Origin of the sequence: Solibacillus sp. FSL R7-0682 (genome assembly GCF_038005985.1) — a bacterium.
Lineage (GTDB): Bacteria > Bacillota > Bacilli > Bacillales_A > Planococcaceae > Solibacillus.
On the sequence record NZ_JBBOUI010000001.1, the window covers coordinates 3630501 to 3656530 of the forward strand.

Annotated in this window: 33 protein-coding genes and 1 other RNA gene; 11 read left to right on the forward strand and 23 right to left on the reverse strand. The window is 36.5% G+C overall.

Annotation, left to right across the window (positions count from 1 at the left end; all coding sequences use genetic code 11):
* Positions 1-53 precede the first annotated feature (53 nt).
* Both MKZ17_RS18200 and MKZ17_RS18205 read left to right on the forward strand, forming a co-directional pair.
* A complete protein-coding gene (locus MKZ17_RS18200) occupies positions 54-1016 on the forward strand; it encodes a DMT family transporter (protein WP_340725139.1) in 963 nt (320 codons plus the stop codon).
* A gap of 166 nt (positions 1017-1182) precedes the next feature.
* Complete coding sequence (locus MKZ17_RS18205) at positions 1183-1872, forward strand: response regulator transcription factor (protein ID WP_340725140.1); 690 nt, start codon at positions 1183-1185, stop codon at positions 1870-1872.
* Between the two features lie 50 nt (positions 1873-1922).
* Here the strand turns inward: MKZ17_RS18205 and MKZ17_RS18210 are convergent, their stop codons facing one another.
* The 14 genes from MKZ17_RS18210 to MKZ17_RS18275 all read right to left on the reverse strand — a co-directional run bounded on the left by MKZ17_RS18210 (position 1923) and on the right by MKZ17_RS18275 (position 10938).
* Positions 1923-2873, reverse strand: coding sequence for a c-type cytochrome (locus tag MKZ17_RS18210; RefSeq protein ID WP_340725141.1), 951 nt, complete (start codon positions 2871-2873; stop codon positions 1923-1925).
* 165 nt (positions 2874-3038) lie between these two features.
* Positions 3039-3719, reverse strand: a complete 681-nt coding sequence (locus tag MKZ17_RS18215) for a DsbA family oxidoreductase (protein WP_340725142.1) — start codon at positions 3717-3719, stop codon at positions 3039-3041.
* A gap of 74 nt (positions 3720-3793) precedes the next feature.
* Entirely contained in the window at positions 3794-4576 is a 783-nt protein-coding gene (locus tag MKZ17_RS18220) for a sulfite exporter TauE/SafE family protein (protein WP_340725143.1), read from the reverse strand.
* Positions 4577-4638: 62 nt separating this feature from the next.
* On the reverse strand, positions 4639-4866 hold the full coding sequence (locus tag MKZ17_RS18225) for a sulfurtransferase TusA family protein (RefSeq protein WP_340725144.1): 228 nt from the start codon (positions 4864-4866) through the stop codon (positions 4639-4641).
* Between the two features lie 225 nt (positions 4867-5091).
* Complete coding sequence (locus MKZ17_RS18230) at positions 5092-6219, reverse strand: MBL fold metallo-hydrolase (RefSeq protein WP_340725145.1); 1128 nt, start codon at positions 6217-6219, stop codon at positions 5092-5094.
* Between the two features lie 121 nt (positions 6220-6340).
* Positions 6341-6736 (reverse strand): DsrE/DsrF/DrsH-like family protein, encoded by a 396-nt coding sequence (locus tag MKZ17_RS18235; protein ID WP_340725146.1) that lies wholly within the window; start codon positions 6734-6736, stop codon positions 6341-6343.
* Position 6737: 1 nt separating this feature from the next.
* A complete protein-coding gene (locus MKZ17_RS18240; protein ID WP_340725147.1) occupies positions 6738-7298 on the reverse strand; it encodes a sulfurtransferase TusA family protein in 561 nt (186 codons plus the stop codon).
* A 33-nt stretch (positions 7299-7331) separates the two neighbouring features.
* Positions 7332-7628 (reverse strand): rhodanese-like domain-containing protein, encoded by a 297-nt coding sequence (locus MKZ17_RS18245; protein WP_340725148.1) that lies wholly within the window; start codon positions 7626-7628, stop codon positions 7332-7334.
* 12 nt (positions 7629-7640) lie between these two features.
* A complete protein-coding gene (locus MKZ17_RS18250; RefSeq protein ID WP_340725149.1) occupies positions 7641-7982 on the reverse strand; it encodes a rhodanese-like domain-containing protein in 342 nt (113 codons plus the stop codon).
* Positions 7983-7992: 10 nt separating this feature from the next.
* Positions 7993-8469, reverse strand: a complete 477-nt coding sequence (locus tag MKZ17_RS18255) for a DsrE/DsrF/DrsH-like family protein (protein WP_340725150.1) — start codon at positions 8467-8469, stop codon at positions 7993-7995.
* 50 nt (positions 8470-8519) lie between these two features.
* Positions 8520-8783, reverse strand: a complete 264-nt coding sequence (locus MKZ17_RS18260; protein WP_340725151.1) for a metal-sensitive transcriptional regulator — start codon at positions 8781-8783, stop codon at positions 8520-8522.
* Between the two features lie 234 nt (positions 8784-9017).
* Complete coding sequence (locus MKZ17_RS18265; RefSeq protein ID WP_340725152.1) at positions 9018-9611, reverse strand: class I SAM-dependent methyltransferase; 594 nt, start codon at positions 9609-9611, stop codon at positions 9018-9020.
* Positions 9612-9680: 69 nt separating this feature from the next.
* Complete coding sequence (trxA, locus tag MKZ17_RS18270) at positions 9681-9995, reverse strand: thioredoxin (protein ID WP_340725153.1); 315 nt, start codon at positions 9993-9995, stop codon at positions 9681-9683.
* 514 nt (positions 9996-10509) lie between these two features.
* Positions 10510-10938, reverse strand: a complete 429-nt coding sequence (locus tag MKZ17_RS18275; protein WP_340725154.1) for a DUF4395 domain-containing protein — start codon at positions 10936-10938, stop codon at positions 10510-10512.
* Between the two features lie 114 nt (positions 10939-11052).
* Between MKZ17_RS18275 and MKZ17_RS18280 the strand changes: the two genes are divergently transcribed.
* On the forward strand, positions 11053-11760 hold the full coding sequence (locus tag MKZ17_RS18280; RefSeq protein WP_340725155.1) for a Fe-S oxidoreductase: 708 nt from the start codon (positions 11053-11055) through the stop codon (positions 11758-11760).
* A 236-nt stretch (positions 11761-11996) separates the two neighbouring features.
* Here MKZ17_RS18280 and MKZ17_RS18285 read toward each other — a convergent pair whose 3' ends face one another.
* The 7 genes from MKZ17_RS18285 to MKZ17_RS18315 form a co-directional block, all read right to left on the reverse strand.
* On the reverse strand, positions 11997-13109 hold the full coding sequence (locus tag MKZ17_RS18285) for an amidohydrolase (RefSeq protein ID WP_340725156.1): 1113 nt from the start codon (positions 13107-13109) through the stop codon (positions 11997-11999).
* 159 nt (positions 13110-13268) lie between these two features.
* Positions 13269-13406 (reverse strand): hypothetical protein, encoded by a 138-nt coding sequence (locus tag MKZ17_RS18290; RefSeq protein ID WP_340725157.1) that lies wholly within the window; start codon positions 13404-13406, stop codon positions 13269-13271.
* 280 nt (positions 13407-13686) lie between these two features.
* A complete protein-coding gene (locus MKZ17_RS18295) occupies positions 13687-15702 on the reverse strand; it encodes a TRAP transporter permease (protein ID WP_340725158.1) in 2016 nt (671 codons plus the stop codon).
* Entirely contained in the window at positions 15695-16243 is a 549-nt protein-coding gene (locus MKZ17_RS18300; protein WP_340725159.1) for a DUF1850 domain-containing protein, read from the reverse strand. The genes MKZ17_RS18295 and MKZ17_RS18300 overlap by 8 nt, the downstream gene beginning before the upstream one ends.
* A gap of 46 nt (positions 16244-16289) precedes the next feature.
* A complete protein-coding gene (locus tag MKZ17_RS18305; protein ID WP_340725160.1) occupies positions 16290-17300 on the reverse strand; it encodes a TAXI family TRAP transporter solute-binding subunit in 1011 nt (336 codons plus the stop codon).
* Between the two features lie 297 nt (positions 17301-17597).
* Positions 17598-18140: a superoxide dismutase family protein gene (locus MKZ17_RS18310; protein ID WP_340725161.1), complete on the reverse strand. Its 543-nt coding sequence runs from the start codon at positions 18138-18140 to the stop codon at positions 17598-17600.
* Between the two features lie 99 nt (positions 18141-18239).
* Positions 18240-19016 carry a LysM peptidoglycan-binding and 3D domain-containing protein gene (locus tag MKZ17_RS18315; RefSeq protein WP_340725162.1) on the reverse strand — a complete coding sequence of 259 codons (777 nt, stop codon included), beginning with the start codon at positions 19014-19016 and terminating at the stop codon, positions 18240-18242.
* A gap of 447 nt (positions 19017-19463) precedes the next feature.
* Between MKZ17_RS18315 and MKZ17_RS18320 the strand changes: the two genes are divergently transcribed.
* The 6 genes from MKZ17_RS18320 to ssrS all read left to right on the forward strand — a co-directional run bounded on the left by MKZ17_RS18320 (position 19464) and on the right by ssrS (position 22625).
* Positions 19464-19652 carry a putative motility protein gene (locus tag MKZ17_RS18320; RefSeq protein ID WP_340725163.1) on the forward strand — a complete coding sequence of 63 codons (189 nt, stop codon included), beginning with the start codon at positions 19464-19466 and terminating at the stop codon, positions 19650-19652.
* 158 nt (positions 19653-19810) lie between these two features.
* Positions 19811-20443 (forward strand): YfbR-like 5'-deoxynucleotidase, encoded by a 633-nt coding sequence (locus MKZ17_RS18325; RefSeq protein WP_340725581.1) that lies wholly within the window; start codon positions 19811-19813, stop codon positions 20441-20443.
* A gap of 116 nt (positions 20444-20559) precedes the next feature.
* Positions 20560-21045: an RNA polymerase sigma factor gene (locus MKZ17_RS18330; protein ID WP_340725164.1), complete on the forward strand. Its 486-nt coding sequence runs from the start codon at positions 20560-20562 to the stop codon at positions 21043-21045.
* 4 nt (positions 21046-21049) lie between these two features.
* Positions 21050-21637 carry a zf-HC2 domain-containing protein gene (locus MKZ17_RS18335; RefSeq protein ID WP_340725165.1) on the forward strand — a complete coding sequence of 196 codons (588 nt, stop codon included), beginning with the start codon at positions 21050-21052 and terminating at the stop codon, positions 21635-21637.
* Positions 21634-22365: a YfjL-like protein gene (locus MKZ17_RS18340; protein ID WP_340725166.1), complete on the forward strand. Its 732-nt coding sequence runs from the start codon at positions 21634-21636 to the stop codon at positions 22363-22365. The genes MKZ17_RS18335 and MKZ17_RS18340 overlap by 4 nt, the downstream gene beginning before the upstream one ends.
* Positions 22366-22433: 68 nt before the next feature.
* Positions 22434-22625, forward strand: a non-coding RNA gene (ssrS, locus tag MKZ17_RS18345) — 6S RNA.
* Positions 22626-22986: 361 nt separating this feature from the next.
* On the opposite strand, the gene MKZ17_RS18350 is transcribed toward ssrS, so the two are convergent.
* Positions 22987-23415: an NUDIX hydrolase gene (locus MKZ17_RS18350; protein ID WP_340725167.1), complete on the reverse strand. Its 429-nt coding sequence runs from the start codon at positions 23413-23415 to the stop codon at positions 22987-22989.
* Between the two features lie 357 nt (positions 23416-23772).
* On the reverse strand, positions 23773-25203 hold the full coding sequence (locus tag MKZ17_RS18355; RefSeq protein ID WP_340725168.1) for a VanZ family protein: 1431 nt from the start codon (positions 25201-25203) through the stop codon (positions 23773-23775).
* 149 nt (positions 25204-25352) lie between these two features.
* Between MKZ17_RS18355 and MKZ17_RS20650 the strand changes: the two genes are divergently transcribed.
* Positions 25353-25634, forward strand: a complete 282-nt coding sequence (locus MKZ17_RS20650) for a transposase family protein (protein ID WP_126992089.1) — start codon at positions 25353-25355, stop codon at positions 25632-25634.
* A 70-nt stretch (positions 25635-25704) separates the two neighbouring features.
* Positions 25705-25866, forward strand: a complete 162-nt coding sequence (locus MKZ17_RS18360) for a hypothetical protein (RefSeq protein ID WP_340725169.1) — start codon at positions 25705-25707, stop codon at positions 25864-25866.
* The last annotated feature ends 164 nt before the right edge of the window (positions 25867-26030 follow it).

A 26030-nucleotide genomic window follows, 5' to 3' on the forward strand; every position in this document is an offset into this window, starting at 1 on the left:
TTTTTTGTATAATTAATATCAGAAAATTTCTTAAATTAAACTGGAGGTGCGAAATGAAGGAAATATGTATTGGCATTATAGCTGCACTATTTTTCGCAGTTACATTCGTATTGAACCATTCAATGGAGTTAGAGGGTGGTAGTTGGCTTTGGAGTTCCTCTCTTCGTTACTTCTTTATGATGCCTTTTTTAATTGCCATTGTTGCAATACGAGGGAAAAATGGTTTCCGTATTATGGCTAGCGAAATGAAGGCTAAACCGAGTGCATGGCTCATTTGGAGTTTCGTCGGCTTCGTTCTCTTCTACGCTCCGCTTACATTCGCTGCAGCATTCGGTCCTGGATGGCTCGTTTCTGGCACATGGCAATTTACCATTGTTGCCGGTGTCCTAGTAGCACCGTTATTCATCACAATGGTTGCTGACAAACCAGTTCGAGCGCAAATACCGCTTATTTCACTTGGCATTTCAAGTATCATTTTAATTGGGATATTAATGATTCAAATACCGCAAGCGCAATCAGTTTCAACGAAAAGCTTATTACTAGGTATTGTCCCTGTAGTAGTTGCAGCCTTTGCTTATCCATTAGGAAATCGTAAAATGATGGAACTCTGTGGTGGTCGCGTCGATCCTTTTCAACGTGTATTGGGGATGACGATCGCCTCTTTACCTGCCTGGATTATGTTAGCCATTTATGCCCTCTTTACAGTTGGTTTACCTTCAAGTAGCCAAGTATTTCAGTCTTTACTTGTAGCTGTGTCTTCAGGTGTAATCGCAACAGTGCTCTTTTTCATCGCTACGGACAGGGTACGCCACGATCAAGGCAAGCTCGCAGCAGTCGAAGCTACCCAATCAACCGAAGTATTATTTGCTATGGCTGGTGAAATGATTTTATTAAGCCTTCCACTGCCCCAACCAATCGCACTAATGGGACTTGGTGTTATTATTCTCGGTATGCTCCTACATAGCTATCACACAATGCTTCTAGGAAAAAAACAACTTAAGGTCCCTGCTCAATAACTTATGAGCGAGGACATTCTCTTTCACCCAAAGTTGGCCATTAATTTAATCATCACAAAAAATTCAAATTAAGTGTAACTATGGCAGTAAATTGAATTTCATTATTTATTTCACAAACAATACAGGGTATCATTATTCTTGAATACACTTTTAATGAGGGAATGCGATGAACCAGAACCTACTAATTATCGATGACGATTTAGAGTGGGCTAGCAAACTAAAAGCTTTTTTAGAACAACATAATTTTGATGTTTTTATTGCATCATCTGCCGAAGAAGGTAAATTAAAATACGATACAGAATACCCCTGTATGATTATTTTAGAATTAGCTTTACCTAAAATGAGTGGGGAGGATTTTTGTAAATGGGTGAGAAAACAACAAGCGCCCGATGTTTCCATAATTGTAGTCAGTATAAAACAATTAGTGACAGATAAAATTAATGCACTTACTCTTGGCGCAGACGATTATTTAACAAAGCCCGTAGAGTTTGAAGAACTATTAGCCCATATCCAAGCTGTGCTAAGAAGAACCGGTTTGTTTTGTCAAAAAATCATCTATGAAGGATTATGTATTAAACCTAGAAAAGCTGAAGTACTATTAAACGGTCGAGTAATTCATCTTACGAAACATGAATTTATGCTCCTTTATTTTTTTATGGATCATCCAAATCAAATTATTGTACGAGAAGATTTACTTCAACATCTCTATCCTAATTTAGAAAAGGATATTTTAGATCGAACGATTGATGCGCATATTAAAAAACTTCGACTAAAAATAGAAGATAATCCAAAAAAACCGACACGTATCGTTACTGTGAGAGGCATCGGTTATAAATTCGTTCATCGACCAAATTAAAAGGGAATGTTTAGAATCTTGCTACTAAACATTCCTCTTTATTGTTATTATTAAAAATCTGCTAAAACTTCATCCCAATTAATCGTACCATCTTTAGCTTGCTCTCTTCGCTCTTTCGTCATAATATCAGACGGTTTCCCACCCTTTGGCCAGTCTTTATCATGATTTTTCCACTCAGGACGATCTTGAGTCAAAATAAAGGCCGCTAAATCAGATGCTTCTTGATCCGTTAAAGTTAACTCCTGTCCAATCGGCATGTACGCTTGAATAAATCCAGCCATCTTTGACATACGAGCTAAACCCGCTCCATCATTAAATGATGTTTCCCCCCATAGAGCTGGACCCGTATTCGCCCCAATACCCGAGCCATCTGCTGCATGACAAGAAATACAAGATTTATCGAATAACACTTCACCATTTTTTACATCTGGTGTTGGAATTTGTTCCATATCTACTGATTTTGCCCATGGTCTAGGTTCCCCAATCGTTGCTCCTTCAGATATATATTTAAAATAAGCAACCATTGCTTCAAGCTCTTCAGAATTTGATTCAAATTTTTCTCCATTCATACTTCGAACCATACAGCCATTAATTCTTTCCTCGATTGTCACAATATCGCCTGCGCGTGCAATATATTTTGGATAATCTGCCATAACTCCTACTAGTGAAGCAACATTTTCAGTTAATCCTGCCCCAGCATGACAACTTGTACAAGATAAGTTCGCTCCAACTTTATCTTCTGCATAAATATGTGTTTCATTTACTAAATTAAAACCATAAATAATGTCATCTAACATTTTGTGATCCTCAGGAATATTTTCCATACTAATGTTTAAAAATTGTTGCTCCTCTTTTTCCGTTGAAATCGATTGAACTAGTTTGGAATCATCATGTTCTTCAGGTGAATTTTTTTCTGCAATGAAGGTTGAACTTACCCAAAGTCCGATACTTATTGATAATAAAATTGCTAATGAAGAAATAACAACTGTTTTAAATTCCATTATTCTCACTCCTTTTTTACTATTTTATGGAGTTATGATAGTTAAATCATTGAAAATAATGGAATGTCAATTACATGCCATGTCTGTTTGGCAGATTAAATAATAAAACTATATTTTCGTTAAATTTTCATATTCAAGTATTATAATTAAATAATGAGCTTTTTATTAGTCACAACCATTAATATCACAACTTGCACCGGTTTCCCCTTGCATTTGTAGCTTTGGTTGTTTTTCTATATAACTTGCTGCTTGCTGTAACGTTTCTTTAAATACATGCAATGGCTCAGCACCTTTAATTCCATAACGATTTTCAAAAACAAAAAATGGCACACTTGTTACAGGTATTTGTTGAATGTCGTAGCGATCACGTGCCAACTCTTCTTGATACGCTTCAGGTGATGATAGTACTTGTTTTGCTTCAGCAACAGGTAAACCAACATGATTCACAACAGACAGTAGCTGTTCTGAATCATTTACATTTAAACCTTGCTGGAAGTAACGGTGCATTACTTCTTCAATAAATTCACCATCACGTTTATACTTCTTCGCCCATTTTGCTAGACGATGCGCATTTTCAGTGTTTCCAACAAGTACTTTATCTAAATTGTAAGTCAAACCTACTTCCTTGGCATGATCAAGAATAGCTTGAAACATATCTGAACTTCCTACACCCTCTTGAATTAATGGAACAGCGATCTCTTTACTTGTATCCGCATCTAATTCATATGCTTTATATTCAATTTCCACATCCTGCTCCATACCAAGTTCTTTTATCGCCAGTTCAAGACGTTTTTTACCAATGTAACAAAATGGACATGCAAAGTCAGAAAAAATTTCAATTTTCATTTTTAACACCTCATAGTGATTTTTATACAAATTTTTAAAATTTGTTGAATAATTGGGATTAAATGCTCCTGTTATTATAAAATATCAGCCCAAATTTTAATTGCGGTTGCGCCAATCATAATCGCTAAAAGCCACTGTAGTATTTTAACATTCATTTTTTGACCTACTTTTGCGCCAAGTGGAGCTGCAATGATACTTGCGATGATCATAAGAAATGCCGGCCAATATTCAATCTGACCAGTGATGATTTTACCGACACTACCACCAATTGACGAAATAAAAGTAATCGCTAAACTTGTTGCAATCGTCACACGTGTTGGAATTTTTAATACTGTTAACATAATTGGGACAAGTAAAAAGCCACCTGCTGCCCCAACAATTCCTGACCCAATACCAACGATTAAGGCTAACGAACTTGCTAACACTTTATTAAATGTAATTGTTTTTGTATCTTCAACTGTTTTTCGTGGAATAAACATCATTACTGCAGCAATGACAGCTAGAACTCCATATACGATGTTAACTGCAGATTCTGACAGAAATCCAGAACCATAACTACCGATAAAACTACCAAGTAAAATGGCACCACCCATATAGACAATAAGATCTTTATTAAGTAAACCACTTTTACGATATGCCCATACCCCAGCAATTGACGCAAAAAATACTTGGATGGCACTAATACCCGATACTTCATGGGCAGTAAACGCCGCTAAACCAAATAACGGTGGAATGTATAAAAGCATCGGGTATTTAATAATGGATCCCCCAACGCCTAGCATGCCAGAGACGAATGAACCAATGAATCCAAGTGCGAAAATAACAGCTATATATGTGAACGATAAATCGATTTCCATTTGTTTTCCCTCTTTCTGAAAAGTAAAGCGAGTAGAACAATGCTCTACTCGCTATTACACTGTTATGCTTTTTGAATGTAGAAGAAATACACACCAGCTTCTTCTTTTTGTTCCAAAATTGTGTGTCCGCCTGCTGCAGCCCATGCTGTAAAGTCGTTTAAAGCACCTTTATCTGTAACTTGAACTTCTAATATTTCACCAGAGTTAATTGTATCGATTGTTTTTTTCGTACGTACGATTGGCATTGGACAAGCTAAGCCTTTTGCGTCTAAAGTTTTTGTAATATTCATGTTGAATTCCTCTTCTCGTAAGTTTTGTTTTTTGTAAGCGATCTTTTATTGTAGGCGTGCAAGACGCCCGTCACAAAAGCGTTGCCATTTGCAAATGACCCTATTTAGCTTTTGTATTTTTAAGTTGCTTGCCTCTTGAGCAGGAGGCAAGCATTGAATTTAGCTCGACACGGTGTCAGGCATAAAGCATGACTTAATGGATTTGTATCTACTGGTCCTTTTCTATTAGCGTACTGCGCAACGATTTGGTCCAATCTCCATTTCCGTTTGTTCTTCATCATTTGGTGTTACTTTACCCATATTTACAATACGAATTTCTTGATATGCATTTGGTTGTGGTGGAAGACCATCTGTTACCATCTTACGGAATACTTCTTCATCCTCAACATTTAATCCGTGGTTTTCAGCGAATAAATCACCTAAACGTTTTGCAACAGTACCGTCCTCGTTTAATTCTTCAATAATCATGAAGTGCGCAGGTAGTACAATTAAATCCTCTGCTAATGTGCGGTAACGGCGGTATAATGTTTCGCGTAAGTCACCTACCCAGTCTTCTGCAAGACCTGCTAAGTCAGGGCGACCAATTGAATCGATGAATAAAATATCACCTGTTAAAAGATACTTGCCATCAATTACAAATGATGTTGAGCCAATTGTGTGTCCTGGTGAGTACAGTGCGCCTACTTCGATTTTTGATGAACCAAGTTGTACTGTTAATCCATCTGTTAATGGTGCATAGTCAAACACAACTTCTTCTGCATCTTTTGGTGGTAAATAATACGTTGCACCCGTTGCTGCTGCGATATGACGACCACCAGAAATGTGGTCAGCATGTAAGTGTGTATCAAACACGTGCTTAATTTTTACGCCCTTTTCTTCTGCAAATTTTGTGAATACATCTGTGAAGCGAACTGCGTCAATAATTGCTGCTTCACCATCATTAATTGCCATGTAAGAAAGACAGCCTTTACCTAAGCGTACAAATTGGTATAATTCACCACCACCATTTAGATCGCCTACTTTAATTGGCTCAAGATACATTGACCATGATTTCATACCACCTTCAAGGTAGGCAACTTTATGACCTGCATCAGCTAGCATTTCTGCCACCATGATAGATGAACCTTCCTTCGCACAAACAACTAATACTTCTTTATCTGTAGGGATTTTTGGTAAGATTTCTTCCACACCTTCTAATAATTCAAAGTATGGGATGTTTAAATATTCAAATTTATGACCATCGATTTTCCAATCTTCAAAGGCATCTGCATTACGTACATCTAAAATAAATAATTCTTTGTTATCAATTACTTTGCGTGCAACTTGTGCAGCAGTCCATGCTGTTACTGTCATTTACTTTTACCCCCATAGGTATAATTTTAATTAAATTTTTTTGGAACAGGTAGCATAAGCTAGGCTAGCTACCAGAACCATTGGATAAGAATTTAAATATATGAATAGCGACTGCTAATCATTAGAAAGTTAATGTTGGTGCTGCATCTTTCGCGTATTCTAAGAATGTCACAGCCCCACCTACTTCAATACCATCTACAAAATCTTCCTTCGTTAAGCCCATTACATCCATCGTCATTTGGCAAGCGATGAATGTCACACCTAACTCCTGTGCCATCTCTACTAATTGTGGAATTGCAGGTACTTGTGCTTTGGCAAAGCCTTCTGCAAAGTGCTCTTTTCCTGCTGGCATTTCAAGGGCATTCATACCTTGTTTATGAATTAAGTTTAAACCTTCAAATGTAAAGAAGATCGCTACTTCCTTTTCTGAAGCTGCTGCTGCAGTTGCGATATTGAATACTTTATAGGCATCAAAAAGCCCACCATTTGCTGCGATAATTGCTACTTTATTTGACATTTTATTGTACCTCTTTCTTTAATTCGCCTGTGTAGCCTGTCATACCAGGTAAGACGTTATAGATATTTGTGAAACCTGCTTCAGCTAATTGCTGTGCAGCTAAATCTGAGCGTGTACCTGTTCTGCAAATGACATAAATAGTTTGTGCTTTATCTAATTCATTTATACGATGAGTTAATTCACCCATTGGAATAGATTTTGCACCTGGTATATGACCAAAAGCATACTCTGCTGCTTCACGCACATCTAAAATTAAGCCTTCGCCGTTAACAGCATCTTCGTTTGAAATGGTATGCTCAAATGACTTTTCCGCTGCATCGCTTGTTTCTGGATTACATTTACGTATATAGTGATAGAACACACCATTTTCTTCATTTGTTCCAATATATTGATGACCAACTGTTTTAGACCACGCAGCTAAATCGGCTACAGAACCTTTATCCGTTGCTTGGATTTCCAATACTTGCCCTTCAGCAACATCGTTCATCGCCTTTTTTGTTTTGACAATCGGCATTGGGCAGGCTAAGCCCTTTGCGTCTAATTGTACGTCTGATTTAATCATTTGAAACCTCCACAAAGGTATATTTTTTAAAACTTATTTTACTTCGCCTGTCCACTCTAGCATTCCGCCCACCATATTTTTCACATCAAAGCCCTGTGCTTCTAAGAATGCTGTAGCCTGACCACTACGACCACCAGAACGGCAAACCATAATGTATGGCGTTTTTTTATCTAGTTCATGCATACGGAATTCCAGTAAGCCGAGTGGAATATGAATGATGTTAGGAATGTGTCCTTCTTCTACTTCTGCTACTTCACGTACATCTATTAAATGTAAAGCTTCACCAGCTTCTAACTTTTGCTGTACTTCTGCAGGTAAAATTGTTTTCATGTTTAATTCCTCCTAATAAGCGCTCATGCCACCACGGACATTCGTTACTTTTGTATACCCTAATTTTTTTAATTGATTACACGCTTGCTTCGAGCGCATACCACTTTGACAAATGACCACGATTTCTTTATCTTTTGGTAGCTTCGAAAAGTCGGATCCAAGTGGAATATTTTTAAATTGTTTTACATTACGTGCTTTATATTCACCTGGTGTACGTACATCGATAAAAACTTTATCTTTATCATTAATAATTGTTTTAAGCTGTGCTGTTGATATATTATTTACACCTTTTGTTGGTAACATACGCCAAGCAAAAAATGCAACGATTACGGCAATTATTATTGCTGTTTCCATAGGTCACCTCTTAAATAAATAAGTTTACGTTGCCTTCTTCTGCATCTGCTAAATATGCAGCAACCCCAGCATACTGAATGCCATCCAATAATTCTTCTTTTTGAAGTCCAAGTAAATCCATCGTCATCGTACATGTCACAAGTTTAATATCCTGCTCCTGCGCCATTTCGATTAACTGTGTTAATGTTAAAGCATTATGTTTCTCCATAACATGCTTAATCATTTTTGGACCCATACCTAGCATTTGCATTTTTGATAACCCTAGCTTTTCAGCGCCTTGTGGCATCATTTTAGCGAACATTTTTTCTAAGAAGCCTTTTTTTACTGTTACCGGCTCTTGCTTTCGTAATGCATTAATGCCCCAAAATGTGTGGAAAATTGTTACTTCATGATCATATGCTGCTGCACCATTTGCAATAATATACGCTGCCATTGCCTTGTCATAATCTCCACTAAATAAAACAATTGTTGTTCTTTTCTTTTCCATATTATCCCCTTACCCCTATAGGTATTTTTTATTTCAAAAATAAAAAGTCTTTACCGACTCTTCACTAATAGATCTACTGCTTGCATTACTATAGCATTTTTATCAAATGATGATTCGGCATCTTCTTTTGCTAAACATCCAACCAAATTATCTGTGACAATAACGCCAATTGTACGGTCAACAGCCGAGCGAACAGCGCTTAACTGTGTAATCACTTCTTTACACTCTTTTTCTTCATCCATCATGCGTAAAATACCTCTAAGTTGACCTTCAATCTTCTTCATTCGAGCAGTAACCTTTGCATCATATTGCATTATCTCACCCCTCTTGGTTAAATTCATCATCTGTTCCAATAATCCTACCGTTAGAGGTATATAATTCTTTTTGTTAGATAACTAGTATGTGTTATCTGATACCAATATTACTACCCATAGGGGTATATGTCAACAATAAATTTTTTTTAAAAAAATAAATTCTCTATAGCCAAAAAAGCTGAGGCTTTTATACTTGTCAAAGCCTCTAGTTGAATTATAAGTTATCGCTCTTTCTTATTTTTTTATAATTAGTTGCAATACTTTACATACCCCTGTATGACCGATGCCTTCAATTCGTTCGACTTCGCCACTATAAAAGTGTAACCGCTCAAAATTATTTGCCCAATCTGCTAATTGTTGTTCATTATATAAATAGTCAAGTGAACGTGGACCACCTGTCTCATAATTTAATTGCCCATCCTCATACACTTCAAGTAAAAATACCCCGCCAGACTTTATAGAAGCAATAATTTTATCTAAAACTTCGTATTGATGTTGCTTTGAAAAATGTCCAAAAATCATAACTGCTCCATCAAATTGGTTAAGCTCTAGTTCATCTTCTATCAAATCGGTTAATTGTGTTTCTACGTGAACATCATTCGCAGCCGCTAGCTTTAGCGTCTTTTGTAAACCTTCTTTCGAATAGTCAAATGCTGTTACTTGTTTCCCTTTTTGTGCTAAAAAAACCGCATTACGTCCCTCACCTTCTGCATAGCATGCGATACTTGTAACTTCTTTTAAAACACTTACTTGCTCTTTTAAAAAGCGATTTGGCTCGGTGCCATAAATGAACTTTTCTTCTTTAAACTTTTGATCCCATGGATTCATATCGTAGCCCCCTTCTTTTTTGAGTTAGATAAGAAGAGCCATATACTTTTTTGTATACGGCTCTTTTTCTTATTTATATTGACGAATGAAATCGATTAAGGCTTCTTTTGGCATGAAGCCCGCTGTTTTCCCTTTTACTTCTCCGTCTACAAATACAAGTAATGACGGGATCGACATAATTTGATACTGTGCTGCTGTCACTTGGTTTTCATCTACATCAACCTTTACGATTTTCACTTCGTTTCCGATTTCTGCATCTACTTGCTCTAAAACAGGTGCAATCATTTTACAAGGGCCACACCAAGCTGCCCAAAAGTCTACTAAAACGACGCCGTTCATAATTTCTTTTTCAAATGTTTGATCTGTTGCATGTACAATTGCCATAATAAATAACCTCCAAAAAATATTAATATTGTTCTACTTAATAACATAAAGTATGTTCACTTACTGGACCGATAATTCGGTTCTTTATAGAATATACCCCTATAGGTATATTGTCAATCTATATGTTTTCTCGTAAAATTCGACCACTTGAAAAATGCTTAAAGCTGTTCAAAACAGTCTAGAATAGAAGGATTAGAAAATAAGAACTATGTAAAAAAGCTGCCTTAAAACCAGATTTTAATCTGACTTTTCGGGCAGCTCCCAATAACGGGCCTTCCAAAAGGAAGAATAACTTAGAAGAAAAATATAAAGGGTGAAAAAATTCTTTGTCTGACTTCCATCGTCAAACTTACATTCTAAATGAGGGGGTTTAGAACGCTATCCTGCGCTAACCAGCTCCTGGAGAAAAGATGGTTAGTTCAGTCTTATTTGTACTGAATTACAAATAAGTTCTTGCTATATTTATAATGATAATGATTATCAGTATCAATGTCAATAACTTTCACTAATATTTTTAAGAATTTTTTAACGAACGTCGATACATAAACTGCTTCCACTGAAAATGAATAAAGCAACCAATACAGAAGCCTAGTATCGCAACAAAGGAAGCAACTGCCACCATAATCGTAAAGCTATACGCAAGTATCGGCCAGTTCATTATATAACCGATTAATCCGCCAGCTAAACAACTTGATGCAATCGTTGCATTAAATGTTTGTTGCTGAGAATCTTCAGGAATATATTCTTTCATCTCTTTTTTTAAAAATAATTTAGCAAATCGCATAATTGGATTAAACCCCGTGAATATGCCTAGTAAATTAGCGATTAGAGGAATTGCTAAAATTAAGTAGTACCCTGTTAGCCACGTTAAAACAACAGAACTAAAAATCGTCCATTGATTCACACGTACAAGTGGACGGGGAATCGAAATCGGTCTTGACATACAAATACCAACCTTTCTTATATGTTTTGTTTATTTTAGCGTTTTTCACCTCGTTTGTGAAGAGAAATGTTATAGTAAAAGAAAATAATTATTTTTTAAGAAAAGGTGATAGTAATGCCTGCACTTTCCTATGATCAAATTCGACAACTAAATTCCTACAGTATTTTCACAGAAGAGCCGGATCGTCCGCTGTTTACACTTGCCAATTTGCATAAGGATTTTTATTTAACTGATTTCCGAAATTTAATGATGGGTGTTACGAATGCCGCTACTGAGGCCGCAGCTATTTCGCATTTCGGCCGCCGTTACGGGATGTTTGTAGCAATGCAATTTTATATGCTTGCAACCTATGATGAGGTTTGGGATGGAAAGCCTGAAGATATTCGCTTTGCCATCATTAACGAATTTGGCATTCATACGCTTGGTATGTATATAAATGCAAATGACTTTCGTTATGTAGAGGATGAGGAGCGCGAGCGTGTTATGGCAGATCTATTATATAAAGCCTCCATCATTATTACACAGCTTCGCAAAACAACAACTATTTCTCCTCTTACTTTATGGGAAAATATTTTTGGTTACATGCTTTGGCACTACCATACGTTGTTGGAAAATCCAGCGCTAGCAGATCGAGCCTTTGAGGATTTAGAAATGCTCGAGGACAAAAATATATGGCGTTATTTCTCTGATAAATCGCTGTTTTTTAACTATACTGGTGGGAAAAATCCATCTCAGCTTATTAACAGCCCCGTTCGTAAAAGCTGCTGCTTCTCAAAAGACATCCCCGGATTAATGCCCTGCGGATTTTGTCCGATAAAGTGAAACTTCATTCAGTGGTGCTTTTTGCCACTGAGTGGTAGTCTTCACCAATCGGGCCTTTACGGGCAGTCAAGCTCTCATTTTTTACTGCCCGTTTATGCGGGATAAAGTGAAACTTCACTCAGTGGTGCCTTTTGCCACTGAGTGGTAGTCTTCACCAATCGGGCCTTTACGGGCAGTCGATGTTGGATAACATAATAAAAAGCGATGCCGCATCACACAAGCAGCATCGCTTTTTATTATTTACCCGCCATATTTTTTAATGTAGTCGCGACGACCTTTGAACCGTCGATTAATGCTCGATGATCAAATGTCATTTTCGGGTGATGTAAACCTGGCGCTAAATTCGCCCCTACGCCAATCATTGTCGCCTTTAGCTGAGGGTTTTTTATCGTGTAAAAATGGAAATCATCACTTCCCGGCGTAACAACAGGAGAAGCTAATGCCTCCTCGCCAAGCGCTTCGACAATCGAACGATGTGCTACACTCGCCGCATCTATAGAGACTTCCGCGCCTGGTGTAACATCTACCCATGTCCAATTAACATCGATTGAAAATAGCTGACCTATTTGCTTTAATCCTTTATCTATATAGCTCTGCACAAGGGCTAATACTTCATTTTTTTGTGCACGGACATCGATTGAGAAGCTCGCATTACCTGGGATAATATTAACGCTTCCCCCATCCGCCACGATCTTCGTCATTTTTGCTGAATACACTTCAGATGGATCAATATAAATATTTTTCAACATTTGCTGAATAGCAACGACAACGTCAATCGCATTATTTCCTTGATGTGGACGTGCACCGTGAGCATCAACACCTGTAATTGTACCACTTAAAAATGCTGCTGAGCCGTGGTAAATGGCTGGTGCCACCTTCCCAAGAGGCAACTCCTCAATCGGTCGTAAATGAACACCAAATAAGTACGTAACATCTTGCATTACCCCTCGTTCAATCATTGCAAGTGCGCCCCCGCCTGTTTCTTCAGCAGGTTGGAAAATAAATCGAATACGTTTATTTAATGGCTCATTTTTTAACTGAGCAAGTGCACCTAACACCATCGACATATTCGCATCATGCCCGCATGAGTGATTCGCCTGCATAACACCGTCGACTTCTTGCCAAAGTGCATCAATGTCGGCACGAACCGCAATGACCTCGTCACCTTCACCTATTTCAGCTACAAGACCTGTAACATCCTCAAAACGTTTGTATCGTACCTGCATCGCATCTAAAATGTCGGCAATTTTCTGTGTTGTATTGTGTTCTTTCCAGCTTACCTCTGGATAACTATGAAAATAGTGAAACCATTCATAAATCATTTCTTCCGTCGACTTTACCGCTAACATGTACTGCACCTCGAGTTTTATTTGATACTTTATTATACCTTACATAACAAGTTTTAATCATTATAGTTGCCTAAACAAAATAAAACGGCCTAAGCCCATCCTCGGGTACTTACGCCGTTTTCCACCATGTCATTTTCAACATATACAATTTAACACTCCTTATAAACTTGAAAAGAATCCAATCGGATACTGATTACGCAGTTCTTCTACTTCTTCTTCCATTTGTTCTGTCACATCTAAATCCATTTCTTCATCCAAAATATACGTTGCTAACATTGACTTTAAAATTGATGTCATATCAATTTCACTCTCCTTTAATTTTCAGAATTTTTAATTACTACTATCATACGAGTGATTTTAATTTGAATCAATTGATATATCCTATTTATGCATAATAAGTATAAAACCTATCTAATTTCAAGATGCATTAGAACCCTTTCATACGAATAGTAGCTATTCACTTACACAAATCAATTACCCCTTTTTGGACACTTTAACTCCTGACTTAAGCATCTTTCTCATTACGAAAGAGAAATAAAAAAATCAGTACGTCACTTTCTCACGTACTGATCTATTTTTAAGAAGTAGCTATTTTCGAATCACTGGCTTTATTTTTTGACATCATTTGTAGCACCCACATTACACCAAATACAACTAATCCAATTGTATCTGAAATCGATTCTGGGTAAATCATCGCAATACCAGCTGCGATTAAAATAATACGTTCAATCCAGTTAATCGGACGGTACCAATAACCAATTACGCCGGCGCCAATCGCGATCATACCTAGTATTGCCGTAAAGACAACCCAACTGACTTGCCATAACGTTACGTCAATCATAAGTAATGCTGGCGAGAAAACAATCATATACGGAATAATAAACGCTGCAATCGCCAACTTTGCTGAGTGTACACCCGTTCGAATCGGGTCCCCTCCTGAAATGGCCGCAGCAGAAAAGGCGGCAAGCGCAACTGGCGGCGTGATATCCGCAATAATGCCGAAATAGAATACGAAGAAGTGAGCTGATAATAACACAACAATTGGTGCTGCACTCATCGGTACATCTGGCGCAAGTAGTGTAATAATCGCTGGCGCTGCAATTGTAGACGTAATAACGTAGTTTGCAGTAGTTGGTGCCCCCATCCCTAAAATAAGAGATGCGATCATTACGAAGAATAGAGTAATAATAATGCTACCACCAGCAAGCTTTACTAAACTGTTTGCTAGTGATAAACCTAATCCAGTTTTTACAACAACTCCGACGATAATACCCGCACAAGCAGTAGCGACAGCAACCGCTAACGCTGTACGTGCTCCATCAACCATTGCATCGATAATTTCTTTTAAGCCAAAGCGTACATCTGGGTTAATAAATCCAACGACGATACAAGCTAATATTCCGTATAATGCCGAGTGAATTACCGGTACACCAAACATCATAATAATGATAATTAACGCAATCGGAATTAATAAATAAATCTTTTTAAAAATGTATTTACGATCAGGCATTTCTTCATCCTTTAAACCACGTAAGCCTAATCGCTTCGCTTCAAAGTGTGTCATAATCCAAATCCCTGCAAAATATAGCAACGCTGGAATAGCTGCTGCTTTAGCAATATCCCAATACGTGACACCACGACCTATAAATTCAACCATTAAGAAGGCTGCAGCTCCCATAATTGGTGGCATTAACTGACCACCCGTCGACGAAGATGCTTCAACTGCACCTGCAAAGTTTTTCTCATAGCCAAGACGCTTCATCAGAGGAATTGTATAAGACCCTGATGTTACAACATTTGCAACTGAGCTTCCAGAAATCGTCCCTTGTAATGCCGAAGAGAAAATTGCTACTTTCGCAGGACCTCCAACTAATTTACCAGCCACTGAAATCGCTAAATCGTTAAAGTATTCCCCTACACCTGTCTTAACTAAAAATGCCCCAAATAATAAGAAGGCGAAAATATACGTGGCTGAAACGGCTAGTGGCGTACCTAAAATACCATCCGTTGAGAAAAACATCAAATTAACAATAGCGTCCACACTTTGACCACGATGCATTAAAAAATCCGGTAAATACGGTCCGAAAAAGGCATATAGTAAAAATAAGGAGGCAATAATTGTAATCGGTAGACCTACCGCTCGACGCGCTGCCTCTAAAACTAATATGATAGCAAATAATCCAACATAAAAATCTAACGTCTCTAAGCTTCCTAAACTTTTAACGAGACGATCATAGTGAATTACCCAATAACTTCCGACAAAAATCGCGATAAGTGCTAAAGCATAATCGTAAATCGGTATTTTCTTTTTGGACAGTTTTCGACTTGCAGGGAATAATAAGAACACAAAGGTTAACGCAAACCCTAAGTGAACAGTACGCTGAATTTGTGCCGGAAATTGTCCATAAATAGCCGTATACAATTGAAATAATGCAAATGCTAATAACCCAAAATAAACGACGTATTTCATTATGCTCTGCGGACTACGTTGATTCGATTCAATATCAAATTTTTCAAGTAGCTTTTGCTGTTCTTCTACCGAAAGACTTTCATGTAACTCTTCAGAGCTTGTTGCTCCCATTTTTTCACTCATATAATTGGACTCCTTTCATTTTTTGGTAGAATGATAGATTTTGAACTTGCACGACATAGGATTTCCCACGTGTTAGCTGCTCCTTTAACGAAATGATTTCACCTTTATAAAATACATTCAGCTTATAATCAACATCACCAATATGTAGCGTAAATTCCTTAATTTTTGCATCCTCATAACGTAATGTATAGACGCCATTTTCATATTGTAAAGTCTGCCCTTGTTCAGCATAGCTTGGCATTCCAATCGCTACATCTGAATATTCCATCGATAACAATTGCAATTCATTAGTAGATAAAACCTTGTAGCTTTCAATAACATCTGTTAAATGGATTGAATGCGTAAAAATAAGTTGAAACTCATCTTCACCCTTTAACGGAACAAAATAACGGGATGGTTGCTCGGTTCGTGTTTCAGTAAATGTTATACTTTGTTGAAAAGGCGTAAAGTATAATACAATACCCACTAATATAGGAAAAAAAAAACAACCTTTTTTCATTACATCACCTAATTTGAAAGATCCAATAATCCTTTCTATCAAAAAAGACCTCTGAAGCGAATTGCAACAGAGGCCCTTGCTTTAGTTACTACTTCACTTCATCAAAGTATCGTTGTGCACCTGGGTGTACCTCAATACCGATTCCGTCTAAGCCAGTCTCAGCTTTAATAAATGAACCTTTTGCATGACCGATTTTATCTGTGTTGTCGTAAATTGCTTTTGTCATGGCATAAACTAAGTCATCTGGAAGATCTTTCTTAACCGCTAACATCGCACCTACAGATACAGCTGGTACATCTGCTTCTAAGCCGTATGTACCTGAAGGAATGTTATCCACTGCATAGTATGGATATTTCTCGATTAGTTCTTTTGCTTTATCTGCTTCAACTGGCACGATATAAACACCATTTGTTGCATTTAATGCCTCTACTGCACCAGTTGGGTAACCAGCCGTAATAAACGCTGCATCAATTTGACCAGATTGAATACCGTCTGTTGATTCACCAAAGTCTAAGTTTTGTGCTTTTATATCATCCATTGTTAAACCGTGGATTTCTAATAATTGCTCAGCATTTGCGTAAGTACCAGAACCTGGTGCACCTACTGAAACCTTTTTACCTTTTAAATCGGCAAACGATTTAATACCTGAGTCCGCTAATGTTACTAATTGAACTGTTTCAGGATATAACGCACCTAATGCGACAACAGAATCGATTGCTTTCCCGTCAAACATCATCGTTCCATTTGTTGCGTAGTAAGCAATATCCGTTTGTACGAATGCCACTTCTCCATTACCCTCTGCTAACGCTGTCATATTAGCAGCTGAAGCCTGTGACACCTCAGCAGTCGTTTTAACTCCTGTTTCAGATGTGATTAAATCTGCAAATGTACCACCTAATGGATAGTAAGTACCTTGTGTCCCACCTGTTAACACACTCATTAACTTAACATTGCCAAAGTCTAACGCTGAATTAGTATCAGAACCATTTGTTGATTCTTCATCAGTTGATGCCGTCTCGTCGTCGGTACCACATGCAGCTAGAACTAAGATCAATACACTTATTAGCATCAAGAAAAGCCTATTTTTTGATTTGAACATGAATAAATCCCCCTCACCGTTAGGTATGGGTTTATTTTACATACATCAATATTTAAAAGTCAAATAATATTGAAAATTAAGTAAAATATAATAGTTTTTTATATTCTATTTTACGCTTAAATAATCTGTAAAAATACAATTTATTCTATATGTAATTTATTTGAAATAATAATATCCGAAGGTATTAATTGATTTTGTGGAATAAATAAAGCAAATTATATTATTTTGTTGATGGTGAACTAAAAGTGGAATTTAGTATATGAATATAAAAAAACTGTACTCAATATTGAGCACAGTTTATTCGATTACCCCACATGCAATGCGCGCACCAGAGTTACCTGCAGGATCTGTTTTATAATCATCTGCCTTTTCATGTATGACAAGGGAACTTCCATCCTCATCAAAAAGTGAGTTTTTCTCTCCTTTTTTCAATGTGAAGTCAGCCGTTACAAAATTCAACTCTACTTGTCCATTATCATCCACCGTAATATTCGGTAAATCACCAACATGAGGACCTAAAGGATTTTCAACACCGTGTTTCTTATTAGTTGGATTAAAATGGGCTCCTGCTGAAGTGAAATCTGGTGGATCACATTTTCCTACCTCATGAATATGAATTCCATGTACACCCGGTGTTAAATTGTTCACTACGGCAGCAAGCTCAACACCCTTTTCGGTTTCTTGGAATGTGACCTCCCCTATAAGCTCTTTATTTGTGTTATACATTAGTGCTTTCGCAGCTAACGTCTCTGGGGCACTTACAGGCAAGGATTCTTTTTGAAACCAATTGCAGCCACTTAATAAAAGAACACTCGTCATTATAACAATTATCTTTCGCATAAATTCCCTCCTTAACGAAAGTATTTCCAAAGAGCAAAGGAATTTATACGTCCATTAAAAAACCGCTCAGTCTATACTAAGCGGTTGATTAAAATCCGTTTAATTTAAAATTTTGACTGTCACAGTACGACGTCCCCACTCATTGGCAGCTTTATCACTTGGGATAAAGACATCAATTTTATTGCCTTTAATGGACCCTCCTGTATCTGCAGCAATGGCTTCTCCGTAGCCTTCAACCCATACCTTTGAGCCTAGTGGGATGACATTAGGATCTACAGATATAATTTTCAAATCAGGATTTTCACGTAAATTCGTGCCATCCGTTGTAACACCAGAGCAACCCGAACAATATGCTGTATAAGCTGTTGCTTCTACCGTTATCTTTTTTGCCACATTACTTGTAGCTTGTGTTGTAGGAGCTGACGTTGGCGTGGTATTTGCTGAATTCGTTGCTTGTTGCGTTGTAGTTGTTTGCTCTTTTTTTTCGGTTGCAACAATGACTTCCTTTGATGGTCCTGAAACTAATAACGTTTCACCTGCATAAATTAAGTCAGTATTTATACCATTCCAAGCCTGCAATTGCTTCACTGTTACATTGTGAGCTGCTGCGATTGTAGATAATGTATCGCCTGGCTCAATAATATAAAATTTCCCGTTCGAGCTTACTTCTAACATATCGTCTGCAAAAATTAAATCACTTGTTAAATGGTTGATTTCTTTTAATGATTCTACTGTTGTATCAAACTTCTTACTTATCTTATATAGTGTATCACCAGGTTGAATTGTATATTTTTCCGCTGAAGCATTTGTTGCAACAAAACCTGTTGCTGTAATTGATAAAGCAGCCGTTAAAGCTATTATTTTATTATTCTTCATATCCGTTTTCCTCCGATTGTTTCTATAATTAATTCCGGTTCAGCGGAATTTGGTCTTCGGCTTTATACTTAGTTCCACAAATGGTGGATTAGTCAGCCATTATCGCACGATGCGTCGCTTTTAAGCAGCCTTCCTCTTTAAGAGCACTATTTCTGAATTGCGTGCTAGCCGTATATCAATCTTTTAGCTATGCCCTCACTTTACCTGAGTCATATTGCAGGAAGGTGACGTACTTATGTATGCTTCATTACAAGAATATTGCAAAAATATTGGATAGAAATAACATAAATTGAATTGTAATTATCAAAATTTCATAATTTATAGTGTAAATACAGTAAATTTACATAATATAAATGGGAAATAGTTTTCGTAAGTATTACAAGACAATCTCAATCGATATCGAATTGTAACCTCAATGGCCGATATAGAAGGAAAGGAGGGATAATTATGGAAATTAATGCAATGATGTCAGCGCAACTTGCATCTCTTCAACAAACTTTGCAAATGAGTATTTTAGACAAAGCAATGAATACTGGCGCAGCAGGTGTTGTCCAAATGATGGAAGACTTACCTCAGCAGCAAGCAGCTCCAGCAGCACATCCTTACAAAGGACAGACAATCGACGTACAAGTTTAAAAGAAATCACGAGTTGCCCTTCGCACTTAACGCAACTCGTGTTTTCTTTAATATGAAGTTACTGTTAAACTTCCGTTAAGAACTGTTAAAAAGTCATTTTTCGGGTATAACAAATAGTAGAATGAAAATATGGTGGATAATTAAAGGAGTGATTTTTTATCGGCATTCATACATTTTTTACAAGCTTAAATGATTTAGAACGAATTATTCGTTGCCCTGGTCGCTTTAAGTTTGAGGAGCACAATGTTGCTGCCCATTCATGGAAAGTGTCCCAATATGCGATGTTTTTTGCAACTCTTGAAGAACGTGCTGGCAGTACGATTGATTGGAAATCATTATATGAAAAAACGATTAACCATGACTTTGCAGAAGTATTTATCGGAGACATTAAGACTCCAGTCAAACATGCAAGTGTAGAATTAAAGCAAATGCTTGCGCATGTCGAAGAAAAAATGATGGAAAAATTTATACGTGAAGAAATACCATCTGATCTGCAACAAATTTTTCTTGAACGGATGAAGGAAGGAAAGGACGGAACGATTGAAGGCCGACTCTTGGAATTCGCCGACAAACTCGATCAATTTTATGAGTCTTTTGCCGAATTAAAGCGTGGGAACACCGACAGTGAATTCGTGCATATGTATGAGACGGCACTTAGTAAATTGCTTCATATTAATTTACCCGTAAGCGTCGACTATTTCCGCCACGAAATATTAGCAGATGTCGTTACTGAAAAAACCGTGATTAATATTGCCGAATTAACAACAAATGTACTATCGCAACATAACTGATGATAACAGGAAGACTTCCCACCATTACGGAAGGCTTTTTTATTTTGTCTTTTTTTGTAACGAAAAACTTTTTCAAGGTACTATACATATAGAATAACTAAAATGGTGGTGATCGATTGGAACAGTTAGCGCAAATTTATCGAGAAATACAGCCAAAATTATTTGCGTTCTTTTATATTAAAACATCTAATTCGACCACCGCCGAAGACTTAACTCAGGATGTCTTTTTCGAGGCAGCGAAATCGATTCACACATATAGAGGCGATTCTTCGCTCGCTACTTGGCTCTTTAGCATTGCCAACCATTTATTAAAAAAGTATTATCGTTCAAAAAAGTATGAAAAATCATTGCTTGAAAAGCTTGGCGAGAAACCTTCAAGCGTTTTCCATTCTACCGAGCAGCTCGTTGAATGGAAGCTCGAGGCTAAAAAACTTCTTGAAAAAATTCAACTACTTGAACCACCGGTAAAGGACATTATGTTACTACGCCTTTTAGGTGAACTTCAGTTTAGTGAAATCGGCCAGCTCATTGGAAAAAGCGAAAATTACGTTCGTGTCACATTTCATCGCCAAAAAATGAAGTTACAGCGGGAGGAGGAATGACAAGGTGAAAGAGTGTAAAATTGTAGAGGATTTATTACCTTTATTTGAGGAAAATTTAGTACAAGACGAAACAAAGAAATGGATAGAGGCACATATAGCAAGCTGTGAAAAATGTAATCGGCTTACAAATATTGAGCTAGAAGTATTTCCCTCCATACCCAAACATAAGTCAGCTGACGCAATGATGCGTTCTGCACAAGTGAAGCTAACAATTTATCAGCTATTATTTGTGTTACTATCATTTATTTTCGCAATTAACACATCTATGCTAAATGAAAGCTTTGCCTTTATTTTATCGTATTTTATATTAGGCGCTGTTGCGTACTATTTTTACCGAAGCGTATGGCTTACAATATTACTCGCTTTTATTCCTATATTTATTTGGACCATTTACGAAACAATTTATTCCTATCACTCCGTTTCAGCTTGGTATATCGAACAAATGCAGTATTTTAACTCGACAATCGAAATGCTTTTCAATACCCTTTTAGGTGGGATTTTCACTGGTATTCTTCATACAGTTTTTGCGGTTTTAGGCTTGATTGTCGTTGCCTTATTATTAAAGGCATTTAGAAAGGAGCAGCACCTATGAAAAAATGGCTATATATCGTGCCAGCAGCACTCATCCTTGTTGTTGTCTTATTTTTTTACGTAAGTTTTAATGGCAATTTTATTTCGAAAATGATTGCAAAAAATTCTGCGCAGGATTATTTAAAAATTCAATATCCTGAAGGCAACTACACACTACAAGACGGTCATTACAATTTTAAAAATGGCACATATGCCTTTGACTTAATGTATTACAGTGAGGAGCATGCGCAAAATTGGGCGTACACATTGGAAGTTGGAAATGGACTTTTTCCAACAAGTGTAGAATACGTGACATTACACGCAGATTCTACCGATACTGAAACGACTGAACTATGGAATAAAGAAGGCTCTGATTATGTAAATAAACTATTAAAAGGTTTACCGATTTCGGTAAGTGCGAGCTATACTATTAGTGTACCAATTGGTTTCACGAAAGAAACGCCAACGTGGCAACCAGAAGTCCCTGTACCAATCGCACCATTTCTCTATATTGATACCGCTTATTACAATGGGGAAACGAAGGAACAATTTTTACAGCTCACAAAGGAAATTCAACAGCGATTAAATAAGGAATCACTGAATTACAGTAACGTAACGATTGTGATGAATGAGAAATTTAATAATAGTGACGGGAAAAAGGTTGGTTATGCTCCAATATATTATGAAACGAAGTACTATGTGACGTTTGGGCGGAAGACTGAAATTACGATTAAAACGATTTTGGAGTAGCATATAATTTGACTTTTTTCTTCAAACAAGCTTTATTGCATAAGAAAAACAGATAATATATTATAACAATAAGGCTACGTTGTACGTACGAATATTAAGTTTTAACCTTTATACTTATACAGGGAGTTTTACATCGAAGTTGGAATGGCGTGCCCGAGCTCTTTTGACCTTGGGATAGACAGGAATACTTTTGCGAACACCCACTTTGAGGAGTGGTGGTTTAAAACTTTCTATAATAACTACGGCAATGTGGCTGCTTACATAAAGCGCATACCAGCAATGGTTTATGGGCACCCTCACTAGAAATGGTGAGGGTGTTTTTTTTATACTTAAATCGATGTTGGTGTTAAATTGGTGTTAAAATTTTTTACACTTAGTGCTAAATTTTATCTATAAGGTAAAATCAAATTCATTTAAAGCTGCAACAATATCTTCTTTTTTATCCTTTTCCCTCACCGGATTTTCTTCATTTAATAAATCATTTAATCCTAAATCTTCGAGCGTCAAGTCCCCTAACGAATCGTCTTCGCTTCCTTATTAAAGAAATGCGCCCTATTGTTGAATAATGAAAATGCACCAAATGCGGTATTCAGGGGCATATTACCTTAAATACCTGTTACTTTAATTGCAAACATCTTCAAGGAAAGTAAGTGTCTTTTCAAATAATTTTGGTTGAATCTCTAAATAAGTAAGGTTATTAGGGAGATTATCGAATAATTTCACTTCATCAATTTCTGATATTGGCAATCGGCCCATTTCCTTTACCTTCGAAAAGTATAACCTTCCAAAAATCATACTAACAGAATCATCCATTGAATAGTCGCAAATTGGAACTAAATCAACTTTTTCACATCCTGTCTCTTCAAATAACTCTCTTTTAGCGGTTTCAATAATTAGTTCTCCAGGTTCTCTATGTCCACCGGGAATTTCCCAGGATTTTCGATCTTTATATCTTACATATATCCACTGATCCTTATAAATAGCACTTATAACTACAAATTTTAAATCCTCTTCATTTACTGAACCTATATCATAAAATTGAACTTTCATTTTTATTCACCTCACATTCGAGTTACTACTACATTAAATAAATTCTTTATTCTAAGGATTTATCCTTTAAATTTTGCAGCATTCTGTTCCCTTAATCAGCTGTATTGTCCGTAATTTAAATTACAAACCTTATCAAACCTTCTATTGGTAACATTTATAAAAGAATCAATCTGGCCCTATAACGGAACAACGCTATCTTCTTATTGAAGAATCGCGCCCAGATTGTGGAATAACAAATGCCATGACAAGGTTATGGATCAGCAATACTCCCAAACGACGGTTTGGGAATGTAATACTTCAATTAACGCAGCAGGTTAAGTTGCGAGGGAGAACTCCATTCTCCCCCTTCTTATTCAACTAACGAAGCAAGTTAGTTAAAGATTTCATCATTGCAGGTATTTGAATATTAATGAAGTAATCTTCATTATTTAGATGAACTTCAAAATTATATACTGGTTGATAATAACCTTTTGTATCATAAACATATGAAATATCGACCCCAGTTATATTTAAACTATCACCTTTACTTAAAGCTGGGTAAATTTCAAAATTCCCATTTATTATCTCTTCATATGCTTTTTTAGGGGAAATAATATCGACATTCTTTATAAAATTATTTTCGTTTATTGAGTAAAAGATTGTACTTGGTATCTTCGTTTTAGATGGTGTAATCATGACAAGACCCATCGAAAAATCTTGATTATAATTTTTGATTGATTCAGGTGTTATTACATCCCAACGTAATTCTTTACCCTGAAGAGAATAATTAACATCATCCGGCAACAATTTACTTGTTTTCATCCATTTTTCGAATAATTCTTTTTGTGTTTTCTCAAATGCTGGTGAAATTTCTAGCTCTTCAGAAGCGAAATTTGTAAGCGTCCATGTTCCAGCTGTTAAGACATAATTCAATTGGTATATATTGTATGATTCGTCCTCGAATTTAAAAATTCGATTGCGACTCTCTGTGTATATTTTTCCTTTTTGAGTTAATCCATATTCATTACTCAAAATAGTAGCTATTTTCTTCCCATTCTCTAAATCATTTGCACTTATGTTTTGGTAAATTGCTGCACTTGACGGTTCATCCGAAAAATTTAATTTTGATTCAACTGTTACATGTTCCATATCTTGTCTTTCAGCAGGAAGAATCGGCATGTTCCCAAATTCTTTAATCGAATAGAAAGTAAACGGTATTAATAAAATGATACTAAAAATCGTAGGGAGTGCTATTGCTTTAATCAATGATTTCAATTTTCTTTGTTGAACAAAATCTCTAATACCAATAATTAAATAGAACCCAATAATACCTCCTAATGTGTTATGAAATATATCATCTAATTCAAAAATACCTTTTTGCGTTACAAATTGAATACATTCAATCAAAAGTGTAACTCCTAATGATACTATTAGTGCTGGGGTAAAACTGTTAAATTTTTTATTGTAAAATGGTAATAAAATTCCTAACGGAACAAACATTATAATATTAAAAATAATTAGTTGAAATTCTGTCAAAGACCAATTATTCCAAGCATTAATATAACCGCTATACAGATTAAGATTGGTCATACTTTCATAATTGGCGCCTCGGCTCAATGTTGTTATACCTAACACAATAGTAAACCAGCAAATCAACAATAAAAGCGTGATAAAAGAATATATTTTTTGTTTGTGTAAATGACCTCTTTTTTTCTGATAAATTAAGAATGAAAAGCCAATTATTCCAAAAATACAACACGCTGTTATAATCCAAGGAAAAAGACCCCTTATTATACTTGTTACGTCCATTGATGCATTCCCCTTATAAGGTGTAAACAAATTATTATATATAACTGTATTTCGCAAGCTAAATTAGGTTCTTACACATAGTCAGTGAATGCTTACATACATCACTACCCGGGTATAGGATCTGAAAAAGACGTGTACCGTATTCTCACATGCTTTTTTATTTCCATTCACGATCCAAATCCGCTTGTTGTCCTAAATGCCAAGAACTCAGCACGCGTCGACATAGTAGCACGAAACGAAAAATTCGCGACTTACCTATTTCAGGAAAAAAAGTCTTTCTGCATCTGCGCTTGCAGAAATGGTTTTGCTTGAATGCTATGTGTAGCACGATTATTTTTACGGAAATAACTGCTGCACCAGCCTATCAGCGTAATAAAAGAAATCGAAAAAAGGTTATAAAGGGAGTTACTCCACTGTTAGAAAAACTGTAGAGCAACTAAAATTAAAAAAGGATACACTGGTTTCTACTACGAAAAAAGTTGGAAATAAAAGAATAATACTTTGTTTTGGCGTTTCTATGAACAGTTAACTGAAAAAGAACATCAAGTTTTACAATCTACTTTAATTGCTTATCAGGGTACACAACCTGTCTATGCATTCGTTCAGCTATTTAGAGCAGCCTTTTCAGAAATCGATCTTCAAACGTTTCTACAACTTACTTAGAGCGTCTTTACCGTGCTTTTCGACATTTACCTGGTGAGAGATGCTTAAATTTAAGTTCTAAACGATACGGTAATCACAATAATCCACGCCAACTTGACCGTTTTTACTATCGGATTTCAGCCAATAACGTCGCACATGCGCTGATGTAATCTCTAGCTTTTCCC

Bases quoted from the DNA above. Each gene is read 5' to 3' on its own strand.
- MKZ17_RS18200 (WP_340725139.1), top strand. From the start codon at position 54: ATGAAGGAAATATGTATTGGCATTATAGCTGCACTATTTTTCGCAGTT.
- MKZ17_RS18205 (WP_340725140.1), top strand. From the start codon at position 1,183: ATGAACCAGAACCTACTAATTATCGATGACGATTTAGAGTGGGCTAGC.
- MKZ17_RS18210 (WP_340725141.1), bottom strand. From the start codon at position 2,873: ATGGAATTTAAAACAGTTGTTATTTCTTCATTAGCAATTTTATTATCA.
- MKZ17_RS18215 (WP_340725142.1), bottom strand. From the start codon at position 3,719: ATGAAAATTGAAATTTTTTCTGACTTTGCATGTCCATTTTGTTACATT.
- MKZ17_RS18220 (WP_340725143.1), bottom strand. From the start codon at position 4,576: ATGGAAATCGATTTATCGTTCACATATATAGCTGTTATTTTCGCACTT.
- MKZ17_RS18225 (WP_340725144.1), bottom strand. From the start codon at position 4,866: ATGAATATTACAAAAACTTTAGACGCAAAAGGCTTAGCTTGTCCAATG.
- MKZ17_RS18230 (WP_340725145.1), bottom strand. From the start codon at position 6,219: ATGACAGTAACAGCATGGACTGCTGCACAAGTTGCACGCAAAGTAATT.
- MKZ17_RS18235 (WP_340725146.1), bottom strand. From the start codon at position 6,736: ATGTCAAATAAAGTAGCAATTATCGCAGCAAATGGTGGGCTTTTTGAT.
- MKZ17_RS18240 (WP_340725147.1), bottom strand. From the start codon at position 7,298: ATGATTAAATCAGACGTACAATTAGACGCAAAGGGCTTAGCCTGCCCA.
- MKZ17_RS18245 (WP_340725148.1), bottom strand. From the start codon at position 7,628: ATGAAAACAATTTTACCTGCAGAAGTACAGCAAAAGTTAGAAGCTGGT.
- MKZ17_RS18250 (WP_340725149.1), bottom strand. From the start codon at position 7,982: ATGGAAACAGCAATAATAATTGCCGTAATCGTTGCATTTTTTGCTTGG.
- MKZ17_RS18255 (WP_340725150.1), bottom strand. From the start codon at position 8,469: ATGGAAAAGAAAAGAACAACAATTGTTTTATTTAGTGGAGATTATGAC.
- MKZ17_RS18260 (WP_340725151.1), bottom strand. From the start codon at position 8,783: ATGCAATATGATGCAAAGGTTACTGCTCGAATGAAGAAGATTGAAGGT.
- MKZ17_RS18265 (WP_340725152.1), bottom strand. From the start codon at position 9,611: ATGAATCCATGGGATCAAAAGTTTAAAGAAGAAAAGTTCATTTATGGC.
- trxA (WP_340725153.1), bottom strand. From the start codon at position 9,995: ATGGCAATTGTACATGCAACAGATCAAACATTTGAAAAAGAAATTATG.
- MKZ17_RS18275 (WP_340725154.1), bottom strand. From the start codon at position 10,938: ATGTCAAGACCGATTTCGATTCCCCGTCCACTTGTACGTGTGAATCAA.
- MKZ17_RS18280 (WP_340725155.1), top strand. From the start codon at position 11,053: ATGCCTGCACTTTCCTATGATCAAATTCGACAACTAAATTCCTACAGT.
- MKZ17_RS18285 (WP_340725156.1), bottom strand. From the start codon at position 13,109: ATGTTAGCGGTAAAGTCGACGGAAGAAATGATTTATGAATGGTTTCAC.
- MKZ17_RS18290 (WP_340725157.1), bottom strand. From the start codon at position 13,406: ATGACATCAATTTTAAAGTCAATGTTAGCAACGTATATTTTGGATGAA.
- MKZ17_RS18295 (WP_340725158.1), bottom strand. From the start codon at position 15,702: ATGAGTGAAAAAATGGGAGCAACAAGCTCTGAAGAGTTACATGAAAGT.
- MKZ17_RS18305 (WP_340725160.1), bottom strand. From the start codon at position 17,300: ATGTTCAAATCAAAAAATAGGCTTTTCTTGATGCTAATAAGTGTATTG.
- MKZ17_RS18310 (WP_340725161.1), bottom strand. From the start codon at position 18,140: ATGCGAAAGATAATTGTTATAATGACGAGTGTTCTTTTATTAAGTGGC.
- MKZ17_RS18315 (WP_340725162.1), bottom strand. From the start codon at position 19,016: ATGAAGAATAATAAAATAATAGCTTTAACGGCTGCTTTATCAATTACA.
- MKZ17_RS18320 (WP_340725163.1), top strand. From the start codon at position 19,464: ATGGAAATTAATGCAATGATGTCAGCGCAACTTGCATCTCTTCAACAA.
- MKZ17_RS18340 (WP_340725166.1), top strand. From the start codon at position 21,634: ATGAAAAAATGGCTATATATCGTGCCAGCAGCACTCATCCTTGTTGTT.
- MKZ17_RS18350 (WP_340725167.1), bottom strand. From the start codon at position 23,415: ATGAAAGTTCAATTTTATGATATAGGTTCAGTAAATGAAGAGGATTTA.
- MKZ17_RS18355 (WP_340725168.1), bottom strand. From the start codon at position 25,203: ATGGACGTAACAAGTATAATAAGGGGTCTTTTTCCTTGGATTATAACA.
- MKZ17_RS20650 (WP_126992089.1), top strand. From the start codon at position 25,353: ATGCTTTTTTATTTCCATTCACGATCCAAATCCGCTTGTTGTCCTAAA.